This is a genomic window from Pseudoalteromonas rubra, assembly GCF_001482385.1.
GTDB lineage: Bacteria > Pseudomonadota > Gammaproteobacteria > Enterobacterales > Alteromonadaceae > Pseudoalteromonas > Pseudoalteromonas ardens.
In genome coordinates, this window is record NZ_CP013611.1 from 3,479,390 (window position 1) to 3,503,778 (window position 24,389).

The 24,389-nt window shown below is 43.2% G+C and carries 17 protein-coding genes; 9 read left to right on the forward strand and 8 right to left on the reverse strand.

Going from position 1 to position 24,389, the window contains the following annotated elements; translation table 11 throughout:
* Positions 1 to 5 precede the first annotated feature (5 nt).
* The 4 genes from phnX to AT705_RS15125 are packed head-to-tail and all read left to right on the forward strand — an operon-like array spanning position 6 to position 3,447.
* Positions 6 to 812 carry a phosphonoacetaldehyde hydrolase gene (phnX, locus tag AT705_RS15110; RefSeq protein WP_058797203.1) on the forward strand — a complete coding sequence of 269 codons (807 nt, stop codon included), beginning with the start codon at positions 6 to 8 and terminating at the stop codon, positions 810 to 812.
* Positions 809 to 2,203, forward strand: a complete 1,395-nt coding sequence (locus AT705_RS15115; RefSeq protein WP_058797204.1) for an FAD-dependent oxidoreductase — start codon at positions 809 to 811, stop codon at positions 2,201 to 2,203. The genes phnX and AT705_RS15115 overlap by 4 nt, the downstream gene beginning before the upstream one ends.
* Complete coding sequence (locus tag AT705_RS15120) at positions 2,200 to 2,748, forward strand: hypothetical protein (protein ID WP_058797205.1); 549 nt, start codon at positions 2,200 to 2,202, stop codon at positions 2,746 to 2,748. Before AT705_RS15115 ends, AT705_RS15120 begins: the two co-directional genes overlap by 4 nt.
* 6 nt (positions 2,749 to 2,754) lie before the next feature.
* On the forward strand, positions 2,755 to 3,447 hold the full coding sequence (locus AT705_RS15125) for a UTRA domain-containing protein (RefSeq protein WP_058797206.1): 693 nt from the start codon (positions 2,755 to 2,757) through the stop codon (positions 3,445 to 3,447).
* Between the two features lie 66 nt (positions 3,448 to 3,513).
* On the opposite strand, the gene phnW is transcribed toward AT705_RS15125, so the two are convergent.
* The gene (gene phnW, locus AT705_RS15130) at positions 3,514 to 4,608 is read right to left on the reverse strand and encodes a 2-aminoethylphosphonate--pyruvate transaminase (protein ID WP_157576802.1); all 1,095 of its coding nucleotides are present in this window, start codon (positions 4,606 to 4,608) and stop codon (positions 3,514 to 3,516) included.
* A gap of 428 nt (positions 4,609 to 5,036) precedes the next feature.
* Between phnW and AT705_RS15135 the strand changes: the two genes are divergently transcribed.
* Both AT705_RS15135 and AT705_RS26080 read left to right on the forward strand, forming a co-directional pair.
* Positions 5,037 to 6,293 (forward strand): FG-GAP repeat protein, encoded by a 1,257-nt coding sequence (locus AT705_RS15135; protein WP_208856740.1) that lies wholly within the window; start codon positions 5,037 to 5,039, stop codon positions 6,291 to 6,293.
* Positions 6,294 to 6,485: 192 nt separating this feature from the next.
* On the forward strand, positions 6,486 to 6,665 hold the full coding sequence (locus AT705_RS26080) for a DUF6693 family protein (protein ID WP_058797209.1): 180 nt from the start codon (positions 6,486 to 6,488) through the stop codon (positions 6,663 to 6,665).
* Positions 6,666 to 6,942: 277 nt separating this feature from the next.
* On the opposite strand, the gene AT705_RS15145 is transcribed toward AT705_RS26080, so the two are convergent.
* The 3 genes from AT705_RS15145 to AT705_RS26085 form a co-directional block, all read right to left on the reverse strand.
* On the reverse strand, positions 6,943 to 7,857 hold the full coding sequence (locus tag AT705_RS15145; RefSeq protein ID WP_058795072.1) for an IS5 family transposase: 915 nt from the start codon (positions 7,855 to 7,857) through the stop codon (positions 6,943 to 6,945).
* 61 nt (positions 7,858 to 7,918) lie between these two features.
* A complete protein-coding gene (locus AT705_RS15150) occupies positions 7,919 to 12,055 on the reverse strand; it encodes a hypothetical protein (protein WP_058797210.1) in 4,137 nt (1,378 codons plus the stop codon).
* Between the two features lie 112 nt (positions 12,056 to 12,167).
* Entirely contained in the window at positions 12,168 to 12,242 is a 75-nt protein-coding gene (locus tag AT705_RS26085) for an HTH-like domain-containing protein (RefSeq protein ID WP_420492121.1), read from the reverse strand.
* 444 nt (positions 12,243 to 12,686) lie between these two features.
* Here AT705_RS26085 and AT705_RS15155 point away from each other — a divergent pair, with 444 nt between their 5' ends.
* Positions 12,687 to 18,932 carry a hypothetical protein gene (locus AT705_RS15155; protein WP_208856741.1) on the forward strand — a complete coding sequence of 2,082 codons (6,246 nt, stop codon included), beginning with the start codon at positions 12,687 to 12,689 and terminating at the stop codon, positions 18,930 to 18,932.
* On the forward strand, positions 18,913 to 19,572 hold the full coding sequence (locus tag AT705_RS15160; protein WP_058797212.1) for a hypothetical protein: 660 nt from the start codon (positions 18,913 to 18,915) through the stop codon (positions 19,570 to 19,572). Before AT705_RS15155 ends, AT705_RS15160 begins: the two co-directional genes overlap by 20 nt.
* Before the next feature lie 288 nt (positions 19,573 to 19,860).
* Here the strand turns inward: AT705_RS15160 and AT705_RS15165 are convergent, their stop codons facing one another.
* Positions 19,861 to 20,175, reverse strand: a complete 315-nt coding sequence (locus AT705_RS15165) for a helix-turn-helix domain-containing protein (RefSeq protein WP_058797213.1) — start codon at positions 20,173 to 20,175, stop codon at positions 19,861 to 19,863.
* Between the two features lie 96 nt (positions 20,176 to 20,271).
* Here AT705_RS15165 and AT705_RS15170 point away from each other — a divergent pair, with 96 nt between their 5' ends.
* Positions 20,272 to 20,532 (forward strand): transposase, encoded by a 261-nt coding sequence (locus AT705_RS15170; RefSeq protein WP_082669008.1) that lies wholly within the window; start codon positions 20,272 to 20,274, stop codon positions 20,530 to 20,532.
* 159 nt (positions 20,533 to 20,691) lie between these two features.
* Here AT705_RS15170 and AT705_RS15175 read toward each other — a convergent pair whose 3' ends face one another.
* From AT705_RS15175 to AT705_RS15185, 3 genes are all read right to left on the reverse strand, one after another.
* Positions 20,692 to 21,615, reverse strand: a complete 924-nt coding sequence (locus AT705_RS15175; RefSeq protein WP_167551991.1) for a DUF2971 domain-containing protein — start codon at positions 21,613 to 21,615, stop codon at positions 20,692 to 20,694.
* A 241-nt stretch (positions 21,616 to 21,856) separates the two neighbouring features.
* Positions 21,857 to 22,348, reverse strand: a complete 492-nt coding sequence (locus tag AT705_RS15180) for a hypothetical protein (RefSeq protein WP_058797216.1) — start codon at positions 22,346 to 22,348, stop codon at positions 21,857 to 21,859.
* The gene (locus tag AT705_RS15185; RefSeq protein WP_058797217.1) at positions 22,341 to 24,389 is read right to left on the reverse strand and encodes a hypothetical protein; all 2,049 of its coding nucleotides are present in this window, start codon (positions 24,387 to 24,389) and stop codon (positions 22,341 to 22,343) included. The genes AT705_RS15180 and AT705_RS15185 overlap by 8 nt, the downstream gene beginning before the upstream one ends.

A 24,389-nucleotide genomic window follows, 5' to 3' on the forward strand; every position in this document is an offset into this window, starting at 1 on the left:
ACCACATGAATCATATTGAAGCTGTCATTTTAGACTGGGCTGGAACTGTCGTGGATTATGGCTCTGTCGCCCCCACTACCATTTTTGTTGAGGCCTTCAAGCAGGCTTATGACTTTGATATTTCTCTGGCTGAAGCCCGTGTACCAATGGGTATGGGCAAATGGGACCACATAAAGACACTCGGTCAGTTGCCTTCGGTTGATGCTCGCTGGCAGGCACAGTTTGGCGAGGCCATGAGCGATGACACGGTCGATACTATTTACAACACTTTTATGCCGTTGCAAAAAGCCAAGGTGGCGCAACATGCAACGCCGATTGCCGGTGCACTTGATACCATCGGCTGGTTACAGGCGCAGCAGATCAAAGTGGGTTCCTGCTCAGGCTATCCACGCGAAGTGATGGAGATCCTGGTACCCGAAGCGGCAAAGCAAGGGTATAGCCCGGACTGCTGGGTCGCCAGTGACGACACCATAGGGTCAAGACCGGGTCCCTGGATGGCATTAGAAAATGTACAGAAGTTGGGGATCAATGACGTGGCCAACTGCATCAAATTTGACGACTCAGCGCCGGGTATTACAGAAGGGCTACGTGCAGGTATGTGGACTGTGGGTCTGGCGGTCACTGGCAATGCCATCGGTTTAACCGAAGCTGAGTGGCGGGACCTGACGGCTGAGCAGCAAAGTGTGCTGAAAGAAAAAGCTTATTCTGAGCTGTATCAGGCTGGCGCCCATTTTGTGGTCGACTCTTTGGCGGATGCCATTCCCGTGATCCAGCAGATCATGGCGAAACGAGCCAGACACCAGCGCCCATGAGCCACTGTCAGCCATTTTGGTTCAGGCAGGCGCAGGCGTTGACGGACGACAAAACAACCAAGCCATTAACTGCCCATATTCACAGTGATGTGTGTATTGTCGGTGGCGGTTATACCGGGCTCTGGAGTGCCATTAAAATAAAGCAACAGTCGCCCAACACCGATGTCACCCTGGTTGAGAAAGGCCGCTGTGGCGAAGGGGCATCCGGGCGCAACGGCGGTTGTATGCTGACCTTTGCGACTAAGCTGAATACCTTGCTCAGGCTGTTTGGTGTTGAAGAAGCCATTCGTCTGGTACAGGCATCCGAGCAGGCGGTGTTTGATATTCAGCGATTTTTTCATCGCTACAATATTGACGCTGAGGTGCGCGCTGAAGGCGCGCTTTACACTGCCACCAATGCGGCACAGGCGCAATCTTTGTCACATCCAGTGTCTTTGCTTGAACAGCATGGTATCAATCGCTGGCAGGCGTTAGCGCAGGCTGACGCCATCAGGCTTTCAGGCAGCACACAAACCCGTGCAGCGATTGCCACTGATGCCGCAGGCAGCGTGCATCCGGGCAAGCTGGTGCTGGGCCTCAAAAAAGTGGCCCAGTCGCTGGGCGTGAAGGTTTATGAGCAGTCACCCATGACGGGGTTGCAGGGCAGTACTAATCCGACGGTTGAAACACGCCTCGGTAGCGTGAAAGCAAAGAAAGTGGTTATCGCCATTAATGGCTGGATGGGGCAATGTTTCCCGCGCTTTAATCGCCACTATGTACTGGTGTCTTCCGATATGATGATCACCCGGCCGATGGGGCAAGCCCTGGCCGACATAGGCCTGTCCCACGGTAAAGCGGTGGCTGATTCACGTATTTTTGTACACTATTACAGAACCAGTGCGGATGGTCGCCTGATGCTGGGTAAGGGCGGTAATCTGTTTGCTTATGGCAATAAAATGCTCAGCGCATTCGACAAACCCAGTGGTTTTGAAGCTATGCTTAAAGCCAGCTTTCGGCATTTGTTTCCTGCACTGGATGGCGCGTTTGAAACGAGCTGGACAGGGGCGTCAGACAGGTCTGCTACCGGCCTGCCATTTTTTGGCCGATTGAATGGTAACCCCAATGTATTTTATGGGCTGGGTTATTCGGGCAATGGTGTTGTACAAAGCTATCTGGGTGGTGAGATCTTGTCGTCGCTGGTATTGGGGTTAGACAATGCCTGGGCACGCAGTGGTCTGGCACAAGGACCACTGGGCACATTCCCGCCTGAGCCAATACGTTATTTAGGGGCGCAACTGGTAAAGCAGTCGGTGCAGCGTAAAGAGCGGTGTGAAGATGCCGGTCACTCCCCCTGGTGGCTTGATAAGCAGTTATCAAAGCTGGCGGCCGCCGCCGGTAAGGCTGATAAATGACAGACACCATAGATGAAATTGCCTGTTTGTTTAGACAGTTCGGTGACAATACTTACGGCGAAGCATGCACACAGATCAGCCATGCAGTCAGCAGCGCCTGGCATGCACAACAGCATCAGGCAGCGCCTGACATGGTGTGCGCAGCATTTTTGCATGACATTGGCCACTTTATCGCGGACAAAGCTCAGTTAGACGGGCTGGACCAATGGGGGCACAGTGAGCATGCTGACATTGCCAGTCACTGGCTCGCACAAAGGGGGTTTCCCGCTAGCGTTTATTTGCCAATTCGCTATCATGTGCAGGCAAAACGCTATGCTGCCAATATAGCTGGAACCCGGTGCTTATCTGACGCAAGCTGGCAGACCTTGCAACAGCAGGGCGGAGCAATGACTGACAGCGAAGCGCGTGCGTTTGAAGCGCTCGGCTGTTTTGCTCAGGCGATGGAACTGCGCCGATATGACGACTCAGGCAAACCCAGCCACATCATCGACACAGACATTGCACCCTGGCTGGCGCTGACCACTCAGGTGTTAACAGGACAATAGGGACTTATGCTGCTTTATAAAGAAATCAGGCAATATTTATTTGCGTTGATCGCCGATCATCCCGAGCTGAAAAAGCTGCCTTCCGAGCGCGAGCTACAAGATATGTTCCGCTCCACCCGGATCACCGTAAGAGAAGCGCTTATCAGGCTGGAAGCCGAAGGCGTGATTTATCGTCAGAACCGAAAGGGCTGGTTTATCTCTCCACCCCGGCTGAAGTGGGATCCGGTTAAAAAGGTGAACTTTTACCAGCTTGCACAGGAGCAGCAGTTTACGCCATTAACCCAGGTGGTGTCCTTTGAGACAACCCTGGCTTCGAATGTCGTCAATCAGGCATTTGCAGTACAAAGCCCGGCAACGTTCCATGCCATTTGCCGGGTACGCTCTTTGGATGAACGTCCTGTGATGGTCGAAGAGATTTACTGTCTGGCCGCCCAGTTTGATGATCTGGCGTCTAAGTCCTTAGAAGGCTCGGTGACCACCATTTTTGAACGAGATTACGGGATTAACGTGACCCATGAACGCAGCAGCCTGGTTGTCACAGCCATTCCCGATGACAAAGCCGATCTGCTTAACGTGAACAGTGGCGCGTTATGCCTGAAGATAATTCGCCAGCGCTTTAATCAGGCCGACAAGTTGGTCGATTACAACATAGAATACTGGGTACACAGTGCGATAGAAATTGAAGTGGACAGTCAGTAGGTTGACTCGCTGTTTGACCCATAAAAGGCCGCACATTACGGCCTTTTTAGTGTTCTCTGGTGGCGTTTATTCCCAGTATTTGACCTCAGCAATCGCGCTGATAAGTCGTGCTATATCTTCGGGGTATACGGCGCCAATATTACCAATTCGAAAGCAGTCGGCGTCGGATACTTTGCCGGGGTAAATCACAAAGCCCCGGGCCTTCAGTGCGTCATAAAAGCGATTAAAGTGGTAGTCCGGTGCTGTGGGGGAGTAGAAAGAAGTGATAATGGGTGAGTGCATATCGACCGGTAACAAAGGTTTAAACCCTAATTCCTGCATGCCCTGACATAACAGCTGCTGATTTTGCGTATAGCGTGCCTGTCTGGCTGCGATGCCGCCTTCATCGGTCAGCTCAGTGAGTGCCTGAGCAAAGGCCCTGACCACATGGGTTGGTGACGTAAAGCGCCACTTACCATTCGATACTTCCATGGTATGCCACTGATCATACAGATCCAGGCTGAGCGACTTTGCATTGCCTTTACAGCGCTCAATGGCTGTTTGCTTGCCGATCACAAAACCAAAGCCTGGGACGCCCTGAATACACTTATTGGCGGAGCTGATTAAAAATTCGATATTCAGCTTTGCCACATCCATAGTGATGCCGCCAAAACTCGACATCGCGTCAAGGATAAAACGCACCTCATACTCGCTACATAGCTGTGCTACGGGCGCCAGAGGGTTGAGCATACCTGTGGTGGTTTCGCAGTGCACCATTGCCAGGTGACTAAACCCGCCAGTAGCCAGCTTTGCAGCAATCTGCTCTAAATCTGGCAGCTGGGTTTCTTTAAAGCTCAGCACTTCATGCGCCAGGCCCAGTACCTGACAGATCTCTGCCATGCGTTTGCCATATGCGCCATTGTTGATCACCAGCAATTTGTCTTCGGGTAACAGGGCACTGCCAAGCACAGATTCAACAGAGGCGGTGCCGCTGCCTTGCATCAGTACGCTGGTGTAACCGGCTGAGGGGGTTGCCAGCTTAATTAATGTACGGCGGATTGTTTGGACTATGTCCAGGTTATAGTCATCATCCCAGGTGCACCAGTCTTTCAGCATTGCTTGTTTCACGGTATCTGAGGTGGTTAACGGGCCAGGTGTTAAGAGTAAGTAGTGAGTCATAATGGGTATACCTCTTTTGGTCTAGACCAGATTGTATGGAGCCTGAGATAGTTAAACAATATGGCACCGTCACCTTTCACAGAAATGTCATTTTAAAAGGGGCAAGTACGCGCTCTGTGCGAGGTCGCTTAAAGCAGGATAATTATCTGTATTTATAATTGGTTACATTTATTTCAGCGCACAGGTATTACCCTAACTGAAGTGTTATGTTGCTTTATTATTAAATCCCTAAAAAAGGTAAAAGTAACGCGCTGTTAGTCACTTAGGGCTTACTGGGCCATTAACGGTCTCACTTCAGTCAGAAGCAGGTATGCGCTTTTGTCAGCACAGGCTCATTGAGATTATCTTGGTCTGTAAAATAGATTGTTGAAATATCATCAAAAATGAGACAAGTTTGGGCCTGATGTATTGGAAGAAAAAGGAAGGAACGGGTGAAAATACAATCAACTATGAAATATACCCTGTGTGTCATGCTAACAGCACTGGCTGGTCATAGCTTTGCGGTGCCAGACAGATTACTTGCCAATGATGGCAAGGCGGAAGACTATTTTGGCTATGGTGCAGCGATTGACGGCAACACGGTTGTGGTGGGCGCGCACAAAGCGGATATCAATGGGATTAATGACGGCGGCGTGGGCTATGTCTACGTATTAGGGGAGAAGGGCTGGCAGCAACAAGCTAAGCTGGTTGCAAAGCCTCTGTCTGCTGATGACACCCTGGGTGGTAAGGTGGTCTTAAAGAATGACATTGCCATGCTTGGCGGTATGAGGCGAGATGACAAAGGCAAAGACGCCGGTGCGGTGGTGGCCTTTGCGCGTAAAGCGGACACATGGACACAAACTGAGATTTTTACCGCGCCAGATGCCAAACCGGGCGATGCCTTTGGCCAGAGTGTGGCATTTACCGACAAAGTGCTGGTGATCGGTGCCCCACGTAATGATGCAAAGGCGAATGATGCCGGTGCTGCGTATATTTATATTCGCTCTGGTGATACCTGGCGCTATCAGAGCAAAATCATGGCCAGTGATGGCGCGGCTGGCGATCTGTTTGGCATCGACGTTGCGGTTGATGGCAATACCATAGTCGTTGGCGCTGACTTGCATGACAAAACGGCAGAAAACGCCGGAACCGTATACATTTACGTGCAAGACGGGGAGCAATGGCATCAGCAGGCCAAGTTGATGGCGTCCGATGGTGGAAACACCGATATCTTTGGCGTCAGGGTCGCAATTTCAGGAGATACGGCACTCATCTCGGCACGACGCGATGACGTAGAGGGTCTGGGTGTGGATGCCGGCTCTGCCTATATTTTTGAGCGCAACGGCACACGCTGGACCGAGGCGCAAAAACTCACTTCTCCCGATGGCGCAGCCGATGACCGCTTTGGCCGCGGTGTGGCACTCAGTGGTGATACGGCGATTATCAGCGCGATGAATCATGACGCACAAGGCAAAGACACCGGCGCATTATATGTCTACAAAAAGCGTGCCGATGGCTGGCACTACTCATCCAAAGTGGTTGCTAAACATGCGCAGCCAGGCGATCAACTCGGCTGGAATGTCGGCCTCTCAGATGGCAAGGCTGTGATAGCCACCCCACATCATGACGCCAATGGTAAAGAGTCCGGAGCGGTCTACGTACAGGACCTGAACGAGTACAGCGCGTTTCATGTTAAAAGTCCTAAATGATGTGGTGAGATAAGTGATTTCTTTTGCCTCTATAGCTGGCAGTACTTTGAATGCTACATGCCGCATTTTTGGGTTTATGACAGCTATAGAGCGAAGCAGGCTCGCCTGTTTATCACAAATATGGGCATTCATATATCAGATGTGAGCGAAAGTTCAGCGTGAATTTGCGTAGGTTTTTAATGGCAGTAATGTATGTACAAATTCCATCTTAATTTAAAGCTTTCTGACGTCTTTATTCCTATTCTGCTCTGGCAGTTGTTGGTGGTGATGACTTTTGGTATTGCACTTCCTTTTTTTCTGCTTTATCTGAGTAAGGTTGTTTTGAATAATCTGACAGTTAAGAAATACTCGATATCAGACAGATTAAACTAGAAGACACAATGAAAAGCGCGAGCTGCTGTAGCAGACCTGCGCTTTTACTTTATTAATAACGTTGAGTATTATCTCATAGTAACAGCATACTGCTACAGGTTAGTTCTGTAGTAAATCTGGAAAGGTAGAAAGGAAAAGGCACTTAAGCCTTTTCCAGAAAAATTAGTTTTGTGGCCATTTTTCCTGAAAAGGGTAGGGTTTGCAGCTAATTTCCAGAAATTTTACTCTGGTTGGGCCTTGTTGATCAAATCCAGATAACTTAGGTAACACCGAGATTTCAACTGCTTCCCTGATATTCAGGCATACCTAGCCTAGTCATTCTATTGAGTACTTTCACTTTGATCATCGCTTCAGTGTGTTGCTGATTGAATCCACGACTGACCAGCTTGTCACCCATTAGCTGTTTGTATCGGTACATTGCCGTTTCCGCCAGTGAACGTTGATGGTAGTTCACACATTTTTTCCACTCACTGCTGCCTATATGCTTTGTTAAAATGACCGCGCTGTTGCGAGCATGTCCATCCTCCCACAACTGTGCGTTACTCCTTGGTGGGATCACTGCTTCGGCCTTTTTAGCTGCTACTTCGGCATAACAGCCTCTGGTATCATAAGCACCATCTGCTTTAACTGAGCTGATCTTCCTGCGCAATGGTCTGAGTAGGTCACCCAAAACTTCTGAATCAGCTACAGACACTGTGGACAACTCAGCGCCTACGATTTGGTGTGTATCTGGATCAACTGCCAGGTGTAGCTTTCGCCATGTTCGGCGCTTGTTTGCACCATGTTTTCTTGCGTGCCACTCACCATTTCCGTACACCTTCAAACCAGTGCTATCAACCACAATATCAATGCCTCCGGATGCACTGGAGTGTGGCCTATAGCGAACTGCCAGCTCTGCACTACGCTTGCACAAACAGCTATAAGTTGGCGTATCCAAATCAAGCTTCATCATTGATATTAATGAGGAAACAAAACCCTGTGCAGCTCGAAGAGACAAGCGAAATACAGCCCGTAAAGTCAGGCAGGTCTCAATCGCCAGCTCTGAGAAATGATTAGCCCGGCCTTTACCGCCGTGATGTTGCGTGTTGTTCCACTGTTCAATCGCATCCTCGGAAAACCAAAGTTGGATGTTGCCTCTGGCGATAAGGGCTTTGTTGTATTCGCGCCAGTTGGTGATACGCTTTTCTTTCAAAGTTCAGCCTCTGTGTTTGCTTTCGAGATCTGATCACATAAGGCTAAATTAGTTCAATGATTTAGGAAACAACGCCCTCTGGTTGTTCGCTAGGCTCAAAGCCCTGGTACTCGATATCTTCGCTAATGCATTTTAAAGAGCAATCGCTTGGCGTGTAAATGTATCTACTAGTGACTTCCATTAATTTTGCATCGTTTGCAAAACCCCGGCTGAACTGTTTTCTACAAAAACGCGAAAATACCAAAGATTTACCAAGCTTAGATAGGTAACAATCTAAAGTGTCTTTTCTGATAAACAAAGAAGAATTTCTATCAGTGTTATGACTAAACGCAGCCAAGTTTTGGTTTTCATCGAGCCATCCACTGTCTTGATCCCAGCTAAGGTTCATCTTCTCAATTAAGTCAGGGCAAGGCATATTGATAGAGCTTTGTTCAACATTGCTTGAGTAATCGTACTCCCATTCCCCACCTCTCAATAGTTGAATGCTAGAGAATGTTCGCTGGCCATCTGAAATAGTCGTATCTTGTTCAGCAATACATTGTTTGAAAGCTGGGCTTCTAGGATACTCTGCTAAGTAGACACGGTAGCAGTGGCCATTACTATGATTGTGGAGTTCGAATGCTTCAGTGTTGCTCGGTTCAACAAAATAGCCGTGATAGCTAGATATACTAATGAAGCTTTCAGCGTCGAACGAGACATCGTCCTCATTTCGTTTTGCGTGAACTTCAGAATAAAAACTTAAGTTAACCCACGTTGTACCGCTCTCATCATTTAAGACAAGTACATTGCTAGCGGTGAAATAGTCATCATTATGCAACCAGCAGTTTACGTTGCTTTCTGGCAGCTCAAACTCTTGCATTATCAGGTTTCTTAGAGGGTAGTTTTGCTTTGATGACAAATCTCTTATGTCTGATATGTCAACCTTTCTAAGTTCTAACGACCAGAATCTACCAGAGTCTAATTGTGGCTCCCAGTGAGATTGAGTCGTTGCTACATTGGCAGCTAACAGACCTATCAATCGATGAAAAGCAACCCAATAACATTTCTTGCCGATGGTTTCGGCATAGCCAGGTTTTGCTCTTCCTCTTCCGTATTTATGAAGAGTTGCTAAGTCATGGTGGAGGGCTCCATTACGATATCCGGGATAGCCGATATACTCGGCTTCCCTCATAATCCAGCAGGCAACATTCTCAAGAGTTATGTTCTGTGATTTTAGGTCAAAGGCTCTGAGTCTTGGCTCAACTATATAGTGCCAAAAGTCAGGACCCAATTGCCCGCCCCAGAGGCGCATGTTGGAGGGCAAATTTTCTAGTGTAAGCAAGGTCTGCACATCGCTTAGAATAGGCCATGTTAATGGCAGAGAAGAAGTTACATATTGATTTGATATTCTGTCTTCTTCAATCCCTAGCTTCACAAGCTCCAGCCTCAATAGCTGGGAGTGCTCACGAATTAAAATGTTATTTGAACCGCTATTTGTACTAATATATCTATTTAATGGCTTTACAAAGTCTTCTGCTGACTCAGGCGAAAGCAAGCAGGATATATACATCGCCTGAATCAGGCTTTCAAGTATGTAATCGTCGTCACATTCAGTAAACGAGTTTACTGCATGCTGGCATATCGCAGGGGATTGTTTAAAAAGCAAGCCAAGGCATCTTGTTGCTTGATCTCTGACTCGTCGATCCGTAGCTGAACAACACCAAAGTAAAATCGAGGATGCTAATTTATAACTTTCTTCGGGCCAATTTGTTACTTCTATTTTCTCCAAAGCTTCAATTAGAAACCAAATTGCACCCTTCTTATAATATGACTCTGATAAAGCGACAGAAAGGTAGGTATCTCTTGATGGAGAGGCTTGTTGCCATTGAAAATCTTTGAACCAATTTTCTGCATTGAGATAATGGCTTGGAACTATAGATAATTGAAATAGGCTTTCAAAAACTGTCTGCCACAGTCCGCCCGTTTTTAATGCCCCAAACATATGTTTTTCAATAGCAGGGGTAACACTTTGCTTTGAACGCCAAGTTAGTGACTTTACAAAAAGGCTATGTGCTAAATCGTTGTCTAAGCCTAAGCGGTTATCAGTGATTTCTATACCTATCTCTTCAGGAAGAATACTTGCAAGAGCTTCTAAGACGCCACTCTCCATATCTGTTAATATTTTCAGTTTTCCTGCAAGGATTGATAGATCACTATTGCCAATTTCTTGATAGGATTGAACTATTGAAGATGCGCGCAGCATATCTCCAAATCTCTGATAACCAAATCTAATAAGAAAATCTTCATCGTCAGTAGCTGATAAAATTAGCAGTTGCTCTTTAACTAGCTCATCAATAAACCTTTCAGGAAATAGCTCATTTCCTAAAATAGGCTTAATTGTATTTACGGCAATTTCCCAATTTATCGTTTGGGTTTCCGAATGAGCTAGAACATCAGACAATTTGCTCATTACCGCTCTAACGATATTTTTAGGACTAACATAGTCTAATCGCTCTCTCAATGAGTTATCGATTTGCTTGAGGTGTTTAGAAAAAATGGTTGAGAAGCCACTAGTCGATACATCAAGAGAATAAGAGTCCTCTGACTTATGAGTTTTGAAGACCAAATGTAGAAGTAGTGGGTTTCGTAGCTCATCTGTAAAAATAGGTGTTATCTCACTTTCAACATTGTAGCGTTGAGAGAACGAAGAGAGGACATCGTGAAAATTCCTAGTGAATCCAATATGACTATATGCATAGCCAGGGAATCGTTCATCAACAACTAAATTGGCATATATATCGCGACTAGACACAACAATCTTGATATGAGGATATTCATTGAGTTGTTGGATTAATTCTGGCAGTTTGTTTTTCCACTTTCTTGCCTTTACTCCTTCGTTTAACGCATCGATAGCAATAACAAAACAATAGTTATTGGCTTGAGCACTTGCTTGAAGACAAGAAAGTAATTTGTCTCGGCCAACATCTGATCCAAAGCCTAGTTTGCTTCTTACTACATCCCAAGGTTCCGCGTTATCAAAATCTTCCCCAAATAGCACTAGAGTATGAGCGCCTTTATCGAGTCTTCTCTTCGCAAAACTTACGATAGAATGTGTCTTGCCTGCACCAGCTGGACCGGTTAGTAGGAAAGATTGAGCGTGGCAGGACTGAATCAGAGGGCTGCTGAGAGAATTTTCAATATCTATTATCGAAGCAAGTAATTCCCTTGAGGCATCTAGGTTCTCAGCAGGGAATACACACATATATTCAGCCTGGAATTGTCTAAATGAAGGCGTATCACTACCTTCACCGTGTTCTGCAAAAAACTTTTTCTCTTGCTGTCTTATTGCATTTTCACAAAGTGGCTTAAGTGATCTTATGATATCTAGAGTTGAACAAATAACCGTTTGGTCAATAATATTGTACTTGATAGAAGTTTTCTCTAGAAGTACTTCTAGTAGCTGTTTGGCTTGTACTCTCTCGCTTTCAGGTGTCTGAGAGAATATCTTTTCTGAATATTGAGCTTTTGTCCTGAAGCTGATTTTTAATGGTTTCCAAATGTTAACGAGCCACTGTTTAAAATCAAAAACTTCTCCAAAAGAATCTAAAGCATCATGGGCTTCTGTAATTATATCTAAATCACTGCAATACCTTGGTCCAGCGAAAATTTCTGCTGAATCAATACAGTTTTTTATCTTCTGGGATGTTAATATGTTTTCGTTAAACCAGTAGGATGAAAAGCCACCACTGTGGTCTATTTCTAATATCTGTTGTCTAGATATTTCAGCTGTAACCAGTTTTAAGTGAAGGTTTGGATTTTGAGTTTTTATTTCATCGCGCCATTCTTCAAATTTTTCAATTTCACTTTTTCCCCTTTTTCCTCCTGCGACTTTGCCAGTTAGATCAAATGGTATATAAATCCAATATTCAGATAAAGTTGGATGGTTTTTTAATGCAGTAGCTAGTGATTTCTTTAGCTGGCCTAATTCACTACTTCCAAGCTTAAAAAAGTATTTCGCTTGAATTCCTAGAATATCGCCTGTTGGGGTTTTGTAATAGGCTTCTACACCACCGTCACCACCATCGCCGCGCAAACTAAAGAATGAAGAGTTTTTTGGTGATGTACAATGTGCTTTAAAAAGTTGAATCGCGAGTGATTCAAAGCTGTCATTTTTACTCTTAGGTGTAGATCGAATTTGATTGAAATCTAATGTAGCCAAAATAGTTACCTTTGTACTTATATTTTTTGTATTTAAGCCTACTTGTTTCGATAGGCTTTAAGGTTTCTCATCTTACTGAATTCGTTGCCAAATTCGATTTGAGACCAACCTCTTAACAAAACTCTTTTGCAGTGGTGTTTTGAAGTTCACTAGCATACTTGATCATTTGAAGATGCATCTCTGACATATAATGGTTACATGAAGCACATTCAAGAGTCTTGCGAATCGAGAGAAAAATCAGCTCTTTAATTGCTGTTGCCCACAATTGGTTTGTAACCGGCCCTTTTAGTGTAGTTAAAGATAAGTTCTATCAGCCAAAAACCGAGACTATATGTTAGGTTTTCTTATGATGGAGCATGAGGCATGTAGAAATACCTTGTCTTATCAGTTTTTTAGCTTATAGATAAAGTGGCATTAGTGATACTCTAGGTAAAACATAGTTTTGCGTTTTATGCCTATAGGCTGAAACCTTAAAAGTTTGGGGTTTTTTGAATAGTTGGCTCGGAGCACTTAGAAACTCTAACTATCTACTTTGAGGTTTAGTAAAAATAATAAGGTAACTTTCATTCGAGACTACTTCGCTATAGGGTGAGTGCCGCAAGTTTGATGATTGATGAATAAAGGACTTTTGATGACAAAGACTGATTTAGTAAGGACTAGTCGTGATGGGGATCAGTTCCACTATATATGGGCTGCTCGGCAATGTTTAAAATTACTGCCAGGCTCAGGTGACTTAGTTGCCATTACTATTGAGGGAGCTTCAAAAGAAGAAGCTGAGAGCAACAGAGTCTCAGGAGGTGATGAGATCATTGATGTTGGATTTTACTATGGCTCAGAAGATCTTCAGACGGCTCGATGCATTCAGTATGTCCAGCTGAAGCATTCAACGGTAGCTTCCAATGAACCATGGACGGCTAGTGGTCTTAAAAAAACAATTCGAGGCTTTGCTGCTCGTTATGTGGAATTACTAGAGCGCTTCTCTTTAGAAAACATTGCTGAAAGATTTCGATTTGAGTTTACGACTAACAGGCCAATCGATCAGAAAGTAATTGAAGCATTATCCGATCTTAAAAGCGAAGGGAAAGAGAACAGGCATGCTCAGCAACGGGATACCTTGCTAAGGTATTCAGGGCTCAACCCACTCCAAGCCTCACAATTTTTTAAGCTGTTAGATGTCGTTGGAAGTGAGCAAGGACTGTGGGAGCAGAGAAATTTATTAGTACAAGATCTTAGTGCTTACCTAGTCGATGCAGATTACGATACCCCAGTTCAGTTGAAGGACCTTGTCACCAGAAAGGCAACCACAGAGTTTGAATCGAATCCATCGATTCGGCGATATGATGTATTACGGGCTTTAAAGACAAGCGAAGATGTGTTGTTGCCAGCTTTATGTTTAATATCTACACCTGAGAATATTATTCCTCGAGAACAAGAGCATAAAATTAAAGAGATAATTCGCAAGGAAAGTGCTCCCCTAATCATCCACGCTGATGGTGGGGTTGGCAAGTCTATTGTTGCTGCGAGGGTTGCAGCAACAATACCTTCTGGATCAGCTGTTGTAGTTTATGATTGTTTTGGAGATGGTCTTTATCGAAATTCATTGCACTTTAGACATAGACATGAAGACGGTTTAGTTCAGATTGTAAATGAGCTTGCAGCAAGAGGCTTGTGTCACCCCCTGATCCCAACCAAGAATGCAGACTCTAAACAGTATGTACGTGCATTTAAACACCGAGTAACTCAGGCTATTGGTATATTGAAGGCGACAGACCGAAATGCATTTCTTTGTATTATAATTGATGCAGCCGATAATGCTGAAATGGCGGCGGAAGAGCAAAGAGAACCTGCTAGCTTTGTGCGTGATCTCATCAAAATGGAGTGTCCCGAGAGAGTAAAGTTAGTTTTTACTTGCCGCACACACCGAAGACATATGTTAGGTTATAGAAATAATGCTAGAGAAATAGAACTTCAACCCTTTAGCCTGGGTGAAAGTGCTCTCTACCTAAGGAGTCTATATCCTGAAGCAAGTGATGCAGAGGTCAATGAATTTCATGTTTTGAGTAGCTCCAATCCAAGGGTGCAGGCTTTAGCACTTGAGCGAAAGCTTCCACTTAGGGAGGTATTGAGAGAGCTTGGTCCGGAACCTACAACAGTTGCTCAGGCAATTAGTGGTTTATTAGAAAATGCAATTGCAAAACTTAAAGATGATGCTGGAAGCTCCGAAGCAGTTCACATTGATACTATGTGTAAAGGGTTGGCAGTCTTACGACCACTCATTCCGATTCCTGTGCTTGCACAACTTTCACAGACTTCAGAAAACGCAATCCGTAGTTTTGCTTTAGATTTTGGTCGGCCACTACTTTTAAAGGGCAACAGTCTTCACTTTCTTGATGAACCAACAGAAACTTGGTTTCGAGAGCGCTACAAACCATCTCAAACAGAGATAGTAAGCTTTGTGGAGCGCTTGCAGTCACTTGCCGGTCAAAGCTCATATGTTGCTTCAGCACTTCCCCCGCTTTTGTTGCAGGCTGGAAAGTTGGATGAACTTATTAAGCTAGCTTTAAGTGGAGAAGGTCTTCCAAATGGAAATCCTTTAGAAAAAAGAGATGTTGAACTTCAGAGGTTAACATTTTCTATAAAAGCTTCGTTACGGCAAAAGCAATATGTTGCGGCTGCAAAGCTTGCGCTGAAAGCTGGAGGTGAGTTTGCTGGTGAGGAGCGCCAGAATTTACTATTACAAAGTAACACTGATTTAGCTGGGAAGGTTCTGAGCCCGGATCGAATTGAAGAAATTGTCTCAAGAAGAACGTTTAGTTCGGGTTGGATGGGCTCTCATCATGTATATGACGCAGGGTTACTTTCTTGCAGAAATGAGTTTTATGCTGACGCCTCTAGCCGATTGCGCATGGCTATGGAGTGGTTGCACAGTTGGGCCAGCACTGAAAAAGATGAACATAATCCAGAAGAAGTTAGTGATAAGGATAGGGTTGAACTTGCTTCTACAATACTACGGCTTCGCGGGGCTGAACAAACAGCTCAATTCTTAAGGCGATGGAAGCCACGTAACCTAGCTTTTAAAGCGGGTCGGGGTTTGGGTGAAAGGCTTGTAGATCTGGGGCTCTATGAAGATCTAGATGCTCTTATTGAGGCTGCCGGCAATGATGTTTGGCTGCTTTTAGGGTTAATTAGAGAAGCGAGTGTTGTGGGCCATAAACCACTTGTTGGCCCTTTAAAGCGATTATTGAGGCTCCTGGGTGATAGGCGAGTTCGATTAACTGAATTGTCGGAATGGAACTGTCGATGGGGGATTTTGGATGCGGTTCGCTGTGCTATCGAGCTTGCATTGCAAGTGCTACCAAAGGAACTAGAACTATGGGCTTCTGTTTTACAGCGCTATCTTCCTTCAGAGCCTCCATTAGACTTTACTAACCAGCTTGGTGGAGAAAAAGTATCTTTATTAAAAGCTTACGCTCTACACTCTAACCTTCAAGGAAGAGAGCTAGAGCTAGTTGAGGTTGCACCAAAGAAGTTAAAACAGAGAATCGAGTCTAAGAGCAGTCTTAGTTACAGTCAAGATTTAGAGCTATTTAAGCGGGAAGTAGGGGGCGTTTTACCTTGGGTTAACCTGTTTTACAGCTTTGTTTGCGGTAGGCCGCTACAAAACTTGGAAAACTCACTTGAACAAGCACTCAGTCGTTCTAGCTCATCTTTGTCATCTATGTACCAACGTCAATCTTCTCTCATTGAGGTTATTGCTCTTGAGTGGTTGAGAATACTTATTCTGACAAAGTGTGATAGCGAACACTTTATTAGCCAATTTACAGCTTGGCTAAACAAAAACGAAAAAGATATTTGGCCTAAAACCCTTACAAGTTTGAGTCGGGTTGCAGCTAGAGCAGATGGATTTGAACGGTTATCATTGGATTTTTCAGTTAGTGCTTTTGAGCTTCTAGAAAGTTCTAGGGAGCATGCAGAATTGCGCGTTGACTCATATTTGGAGCTTGCTCGCGCAATATATACGGTAAGTGCGGAGGAATCTAGTGTCTATTTTGATCAAGCTATTGAAATATCAAGCCGTATAGGCGAGGAGAATATTGATAGATGGTCAGCATTTCTTTATTTATCAGCAGCTGCTGGAGAGCGCGATAATCCCCGACCCAGAACTGCTTATCTTTTATCTCGAATAGCTGAGCTTACATATGAATATGTTGCTAGGGATAAACACTTTGATTGGGATAGTACAGTTGAGAGATTAACTGACCTATGTGCACCTTCAGCTTTTGCAATCTTAAGTCGATGGCGAGATAGGCGTTTTGGTGCTTCTGGTAGACTTCTTCCATTAGTTGTTTATCGTCTTTGCAATCAGGCTCGACTCCCTATACACAGCCCCATTGTCTTGAGTGGAATTGATGCTCAATGGAATAGAATAGAAGACCTGAAGAAGGTAATAACTGAGTCTATTTCGAAGTCCGCTCAAGTGGCCTCTCAAATCGGCTATCGTTATGCCCGTTTTAGTACACTTAATGCAGCAGGACTTTTAGAACTCAGAAACCTAGGGGAATCTATAGGGGTAGAGTTCGCTGACCTTGACCAACTCATCACCAGTTGTAGCCTTAACAGTAAAGATATTAATACAACAGATACTCCAGTAAGCGCTCAGCGGAATCAGAGTCCAGATTGGGTTGAAGTTTTTAGAGGTGTAAATTTCGGTTGCTCAGATTCATTACGTACCGCTTATGAGACTGGGCGCAAACAAGGCTTCTCATACTATTTTGACTCTTTTATTAGTGAAGCATTTCAACATGTAAAAGTCGGTGAAGAGCCGGTTCTTTTAAGAGCTATTTGTAGTTGGTCGGATTTTGACTTGTTCATGCTAAATCATGTTTTGAATGCACTGTCTTTGAAGTCTCCAATGCAAGTGTCTTTAAAAAGGGCAATTAAAGATGCGGTATTGATGGCCTGCCGTCGAAATCCCGAAATGGTTACTAGACATGGTTGGGGAGTACTTATTCCATTTAAGAAGCTATATGATGATGGATTGGTTACAGATGAGGATGTTGTTAAGGCAACTTTAGAAGGGTTTGAGTCCCAATTAGGTGGTTTAAACGCCAGTGGCTTTTTTAAATTGATAGATCCAATTACAAGCAATCTTAGCCCAGATGAAGCCGATGAGGTACTTAACTTCGGTTTTGAGCTGCTTGAGGAACTCCTTAAGCCTGAAGACGGTGATGGTCCATGGAGAGCTGAATTAGAGCCCAAAGGCTCTATTGAGTCTGCAATTTCAGGCTATATTTGGGCGGGCTTAGGTTCTCCTGTTGCAGCCGTGCGCTGGGAGCATGCACATGTAGTTAGATCAATAGTTGAGCTAGGTTGGGTGGAAGTAATTGAAGAGCTGATTCTTAGAGCGGATTCTGGTGAGGCATTTCCTTTTGTTGATCAGAGTTTAGAGTTTTACCATTGGCACGCATTGCAGTGGTTGTTAATTGGACTTTCTCGTGGAGGTATAGAGAATTCAGTTGCACTTCAGCCCGCAGCTAAGTTTTTGTGTCGCATGGTAAGCTTAAACCATGTGCTAATTCGAGATCTTGCTGCTCAGGGGCTTCGGATTTTGATCAACTCTGGTGCTCTTAATAATGATGAGGTACCAAACCTGAACAATATCAATAAACCTGTTTATTCCGAGAAAGTTTATTCTGGTTGGTATGAAGATAGTTCAGCTGACCTTGAACAGATAGAAGATCTAAGTGATGACGAGCGCTACTTTTTCGGGATAGATATTGGACCATATTGGCTTGAACCTTTGGGTCGGGTATTTGGGCTCTCTCAAAACTCTGTAGAGCAGCGAGCTAGGCATGTGCTGCGTACGAAAATGAAGTGGGGAGGAAATTGTGGTTATAAAATAGACGCTCGATATCATAGGCGGATTTTCAATGATAAAGAAACGTTACATCATCAAGGTAGTATGCCGAAGACCGACGAGTTGACAGTTTATCAGTCTTTTCACGCAATGATGTTTGTAGCCGCTGAACTGTTAAATGAGTTGCCTGTGTTGCGAGAATCAGATTCAGAAACTAATGAATTTGAGCAATGGTTTGAGCGATATCAGTTAACGCGTACGGATGGGAAGTGGTTATTTGATAGACGTGACACTTTTTTAGAAAAGAGTTGGTTGCCTCCAGAAAATAATGGGGACAAGATATGGAGGTGGGCTATCAACTCAGATTATTTGAAGCAAAAACTAGGTACGGTTGACTCGTGGATCAATTTATGGGGCCATTGGGTTAACTATGCCAGCGGTTTTAGGGAAACCACTACTATACGAAGCGCCCTGGTTTCACGTACTGGAGCAATATCACTTGCAGCTGCTTTGCAGACCTCACCTGAACTTGTACCATATGCTCTCCCCAGTTCTGGCATGCGAGGTGGTCAATTGATGGGGGAGCTTAGCTTGCAGGGCTGGGTTATAGACGAAAGTGTTAGTGCTCGACTAGATGAATATGATTTGTGGGCTAACAATTTGATGTATCCAGGGCCAGCTCCTTCAGAAGAAATCTGTTCGAAAGATGAATTAGTTTTATCCAATGATGGACGTTCTTGGTGCTCTGGAGAATTAGGTGTGCTTCTTAGTGAATCTTGGGTTGAGTTGCAAGGCTATGGTCATGAAGAAGAGAGTACGCCTGGAACGAGGCTATGTGGAAACCCGGAATTTATTAAAGATTTTCTTAGTAAACATCCGGACGAATGTCTGATTATTAGTGTTTCTGTTAGCAGAACAATTCCAAGATATATGAATGATAGTGAAGATCATATGCCTTATTGTCCGCCATATGTCCAATTTTACTTAATGGAGAAAGATTGTGTCGCTAGATCGATCTGAAGCTGTTATTGAACTAGGTAAACGCCTAGTTACTCAATTGAAGATAAGTAACCAAGACATATTGTGTTCCTGGATGGCCCACTATGTAGCTGAATTGATTAACAATGTAGAAGAGTGTCCTGATAATCAGGAGCATATCGAACTTTGTTCACAGGAAATTTTGAATTTGTGGAAGCATCGCACAGTGCTTCCCAATGAAACCCGTCCATTCAGTGATCTCGAACCAATACTAAGAACGTTGGTTGCTCTTGATGTTAGCGAGAAAGAGTATCATTATTACTATCCAGCCCTCAGAGAGGCTGCAACAGCTGATGTTGATGAAGCAACTAAAGGGTGGATTGATTTAGCAATTGGACTGGACTATTCAGCGCGATTACTTATTAGGTACGCTTTAAAGTCTGCTGCAGTAAAATCTGCTTCAGAAGCCGAACCATGGATTAAACTCGCACAAGAAGCTGGTGCAATCGAGGGAGCAGAAGACCCCGTGATTAGATTTTTTCTAGATAGCGAAGATGAAGAAAATGAATCGGATAAAAAAGCAGCGCTGGAAGATAAGATAGTCAGGCTGGAAGGGTTTAACGCATTATCCATTGAGTTGATCAGTAGCCTAAAGGCTGAATTGGAAACATTGCAGTCCTAAGCTGAAAAAGAGCAATCGACGTAGATAATAGTGGTTTCGAAATCGTTGTCGAGATCACTATTCATTTGAACTAACTCAACTAATTCAACTAACTCTAATTTTCTGCCCTCCAATAGGGCTCAATCTAATCACACAGCCTCGTACCTGCTGAAAGTGTATTCAGGGAACGCCTAAATTAGTTGGAACACGCTACTAAAATGTCCGCTATAAATAGTAGGCAGGATCTAAACGAAAAAATGCCAAACGTGGTAATACATCTAAAGTAGGTTGTTGGTTGATTAGTTATAGCTAATTTCGTTGTTTACTTTCTAACTTCTTTACTAGTTCAAGCTGGTTTTCTTCTGACAGCTTTTCGAACAGTAGGACAAGCTTTGCCATGGTATCACTTTCACAAAAAAAATAGTTTAACGGAACACCAAGCTCCTCAGCTATTCTTTTTAGCGTGTGCAGGTCGGGTATATGTCTGCCTTTTTCGTAATGATTCATCCGCCCACTCGCAGAGCCTGGTTCCAGACCAATCCTAATTCCCAATTCTCTTTGAGAAATATTTGATCTTGTTCTGGCTTCCTTAAGCCGGATAGGGAGGGGGTTAATAAAATCCAAATGTAAATCATAATAAAAAGCTGGTACTTAGATTCTCTAAGCTTTACTCTATCATGTATACTTAGGAATCCTAAGCTTTGATCGAGGAATGTGAAAGTGAGTAAAGCCTACTCAAATGAAGTTAAGCTTTCAGCGACGGAAAGAGTACTGGTTGGCAGGGAGCGAGTCGCTGACGTTGCTTATGATTTAAAGATTGGCCAGAGTACTCTTTATGCCTGGCTCAAAGTGGCAAAGCAGGCTGATAGATCAAACGGTAGCCAGGTTGTCCAATCGTTAAGACAGCGCCTGGAAGAGGTTTCAAAAGAGCGAGATATCCTGATTAAGGCTGCATCAATATTTGCCAAAGAGCTGTACTGAATCAAGTTTCTTTCCTTAGCTATCGAATTGAACCCACTGTTTGTCCCATTTTTGGTTCTGTGACTTATGGTCGCTATAATTTTGCAAGCAATCCAGCTTTTGGTATTGGTAAAATTTCCACTATTTAGAAAGAAAAATTACTAAACACAGAGCCTCTGCTTATTGGTACGTTGCTCTTTGCTTGAAGCAAAAGTAATTGTATGTAGGTTTAACTAAGTCGAACATGCTACTTGCCACTTCTTTCTCCCACTCAATTTGTGGACTATATCCCCCAGAATATCTGCTTGAACCTAACATATATGCAAGAAAATCAGCAGTATTGTTTGAGCACTTTGTGCCAAGGATTACCCCCAAGATAAGAGAATCAAGATTGTTTCCTTGCGTTTTCCATTCCCAATAGGGGCGGATATCATTGGCTCGGCCCTCGAAGAATAATTCTTCCTTCGGTATAAGCGCAACGGAGCGCATTTCTTGTTCTTCATTGAACGATTTATCTTTCCACTTTGCTATGTCAAATAAAAACTTAAAAAGTTGCCCCGCTTCTGAAGAAGAGAGGTCCTTTAAATTTCTTTTCCTTTCATTGAACTTCTGTAACTGGTTTAGAAAATCTTGATTATTTTTAATGACTTTCTTGCAATATTGCTCTATATCTTCATATTCGCAGCTTTCCAACGGAGTAAACACCGGCTCTTTAAAAATAGGTATGTCGGGAGTTCCCCATAATGGTACTGTGTTAAATATGTGACCATTGTTTTTACTTGCAGAACTCCAAATATCGGTCGAAAATACAATTGCAGCTCCTTTACAATCATCGGCATAAAGTCTCATTTGAGCGAGAGAGTTACAGGTCTGTGATACACAAAATAATGCAAGCGAATAGTTCGCGTTAAGAGTCATGTATAAGTCAGACAACATGGCCTTTATATCAGGATCTACAAGTTTTTTTAGTGTTTCATATGGTCGCACAAATTCACCATAATCATTAAGAAAACGATGATCTGTAAACCGCAGAGTTCTATTCTTTACTACGCCTTCAAGGCCTTTCATTGAAGTGTAGTGGTAAACATACTTTTGTTGTGACATCTCTAAAAACATCCTTCTGTTGAGTGTTATCAATTTACTCTGGTTTTTCTTTTTAGGCTATAGGTGTTAGTTTCAGAAAAGCAATTTCATATGCTCTTGTATCTTTGCTAATAGTGTTGATACGAGTGGCCGCATTCTTTATTCGGATGAGAGCATAGAAAAGCTAGAAAGAAATTCTTATTATGAGGTTAGAATATGGACTTTGGGAGTGCCAGGCTAAAGGAAAGTAATATAATCAGGCTTATTTTCTATTGAGCTTGATAATGCGTTCTCTTTTTAGTTGTATCAGTTCTTCTCTAGTGTTTTCAAGTGCAATGACAAGCTCTTTGTTTTCTATCTCTAGTTTTCTTGACTGTGCTTTAAGTTGACGAAGTGATTCATTAAATTGGTGATGCTCTGCCGCAAGCTGCTGAATTGTCTTTTTTAGCGCGGTATTTTCTGTTCGATATTTTTCTTTTATTCGCTTTTCATTAGCAGCTTTAGACTTTAAAGAATTAATTGGGTCATGACTTGCTTCCTGTTGTGTATCGGAACCAATTGGTTTATTTTTTAGTGTTCTCACCTTGGAAGAAAATTCAGAGTAGTAGTGACAGCTACCATTCCCTAAATTAGCCTCCTCTTCAACTGCCCTTATGCTCAGCTTTCTATGTTTGGGTATGCGTATGGGTTCTCCAGTTAAAATCCGCTCAAGCGCAGCTTCTAACCTTATGAGTGTGTTTTCACTCTTATTCATACTGAGTTACCTCTATAGGGTGTTTATACTGCTCATAAAAAATGTTGAAATCTTCCATAACAGATTCTGCAGCACGAATTTGAGTGATGCAGTGAGCGTAAATAGAAGGGGATATATCACCTTGAGTTTTGAGGTATGAGGTAAGCTGAGAATGCTTTTTTTGCCAGTTTTTGGCTTGTGCTTCGTCAATAATGCTACCGCCGCTTTTACAGTCAACACAGAAGGCTGGATTTATGACTCCATCCATATCGCAATCATAACCATTCTTACAATAGCTATGCATAGTACCATGTAATGTTAGAGTTCCTTTTTTAACAGCGTCATATATCACATCCCAGGAGCTGTATATGTATGGAGTGTCCTCTCGCATTTGCATGATTGCTTTGCCATGGCTTCCCGATAATGGAGCATCACTATGTATCATATTAAAAAATTTATTAGCGGTTTCTTCTAGCTGTGTCTTTTCTAGAAGGTGTTGAAAGTCACTATCTATTCGCAAATCATGTAGTCTGCTACTAATGCCACCAACACTGTACCAATTAGTCATTTGCAAATATGTGTGTTTATACTGTTGTTTAAGAGCGACATTAGTACCTATTCTGTGCCTCGTAGTGTACAGTGCCAATGAGCGCCTAAATTGATGTGGTTTTAGTGGCCAGCTTTTGCCTACGATACATATTGCTTTGACCTTGTCATGTGCATAAGGATTAGAGCGAAACGCTTCAGCCAGGTCTTCTTTTGTTATTTTTGTCCCATAAGTTTCTGAAAATAGTTGTAACAGATCTGGCCATGTAGCTATCACTACTGGCGGTTTTGAACGGGCGGTTCTATTCAGCCAAAGGTAGTTACTTTCTTTTTCACTGTTAGCCTCAATCAGCTCCGCTCTCCAGTGTTTTGTAAAGCAAGTCATGAGTTCGAGCGCTTTTTCTGTAATTGGAGCGGTAACCCAAGTTGTATCCTTTTCACCCAACTTGAAGGTTCTTGATTGTAATAGATGAAAGATATGGCCATCTATTTCATCACAAAAATAGCTATTTGGTTTCAATACACTGAGTTCCGAGTCTCGCATACCTGAAAATGCCCCACAACATATATAACACGCAGTTGTTATTCGACCATATAACTTTTTCCAGTTGAAGGCTGTTTTTAGATTCTTAAAAGGAGTCTCTGATGAGTATCTTGATAATATTTCTGAGCTTTTTTGAGGTGAAGCTTTATTGACCTCTCTGGCTTTGCACTGTGTTGTCGATTCGTTTAGAAAATTCCATTTGCCACTTTTGATGTTAAAGTCAACAACGGATTTTCCTTTTAGGTAGTTATCTTGCAGTTCTTTCTCAATGTCTGCTAGTTTGTGCCTATAAGGGTAATAAGTTTCAACTAAATCTATTGCTTTGGAATATAATTCATCAGCTATTCTTTCTGGGATCGCAAGTGTTTGTTGAGGTGTTTTCTTACTTAACTTTACTGCATGTTCATACGGCTTCAGAGTTGAAAGGGTTAATTCAATCTGTAGCCAGTTTTTTAACCTAAAGATACTATTTATACCGGCATAGACATGTTCTAAAGTACGCTGCGCTAACTTTTTATTAAGAAGAAAAGAGTCAAGAGCTTGTGAAGTTTTTTTATCATTTAAGGCTGAAATTGATTTGTGGTTATTGTTAAGCAAGAAAATGTAAACCTTTTTAAGCGCGCAAAGTCTATTAACTAGTGTTTGTATTCTTATGTGACGACTTCTCGTACTGTTTTTTTGATAAATCCATCCATAAACGATGGTTTTAATTTCTAATGTTAAATCTTCAGAGTCTTTTATAAAGCTAAAGTCAAATTTGCTTTTTTTATTTATTTGAATCTTAGATGTATAAGCGCTCATGTCCCAGACTTGGCTTTTGAAGTAGCTTTTATTCTCACCTTCAATACTCTTGCTTATTAAAACTTCATTAAGCTTTTCCCAATCCTTCTTGTTTCGTAGCTCAATTATATCAATGAAATCAATTAATATTTTCTGCGGAGTTCTTTTAGGTAGTTGGATTAGTGGTAACAT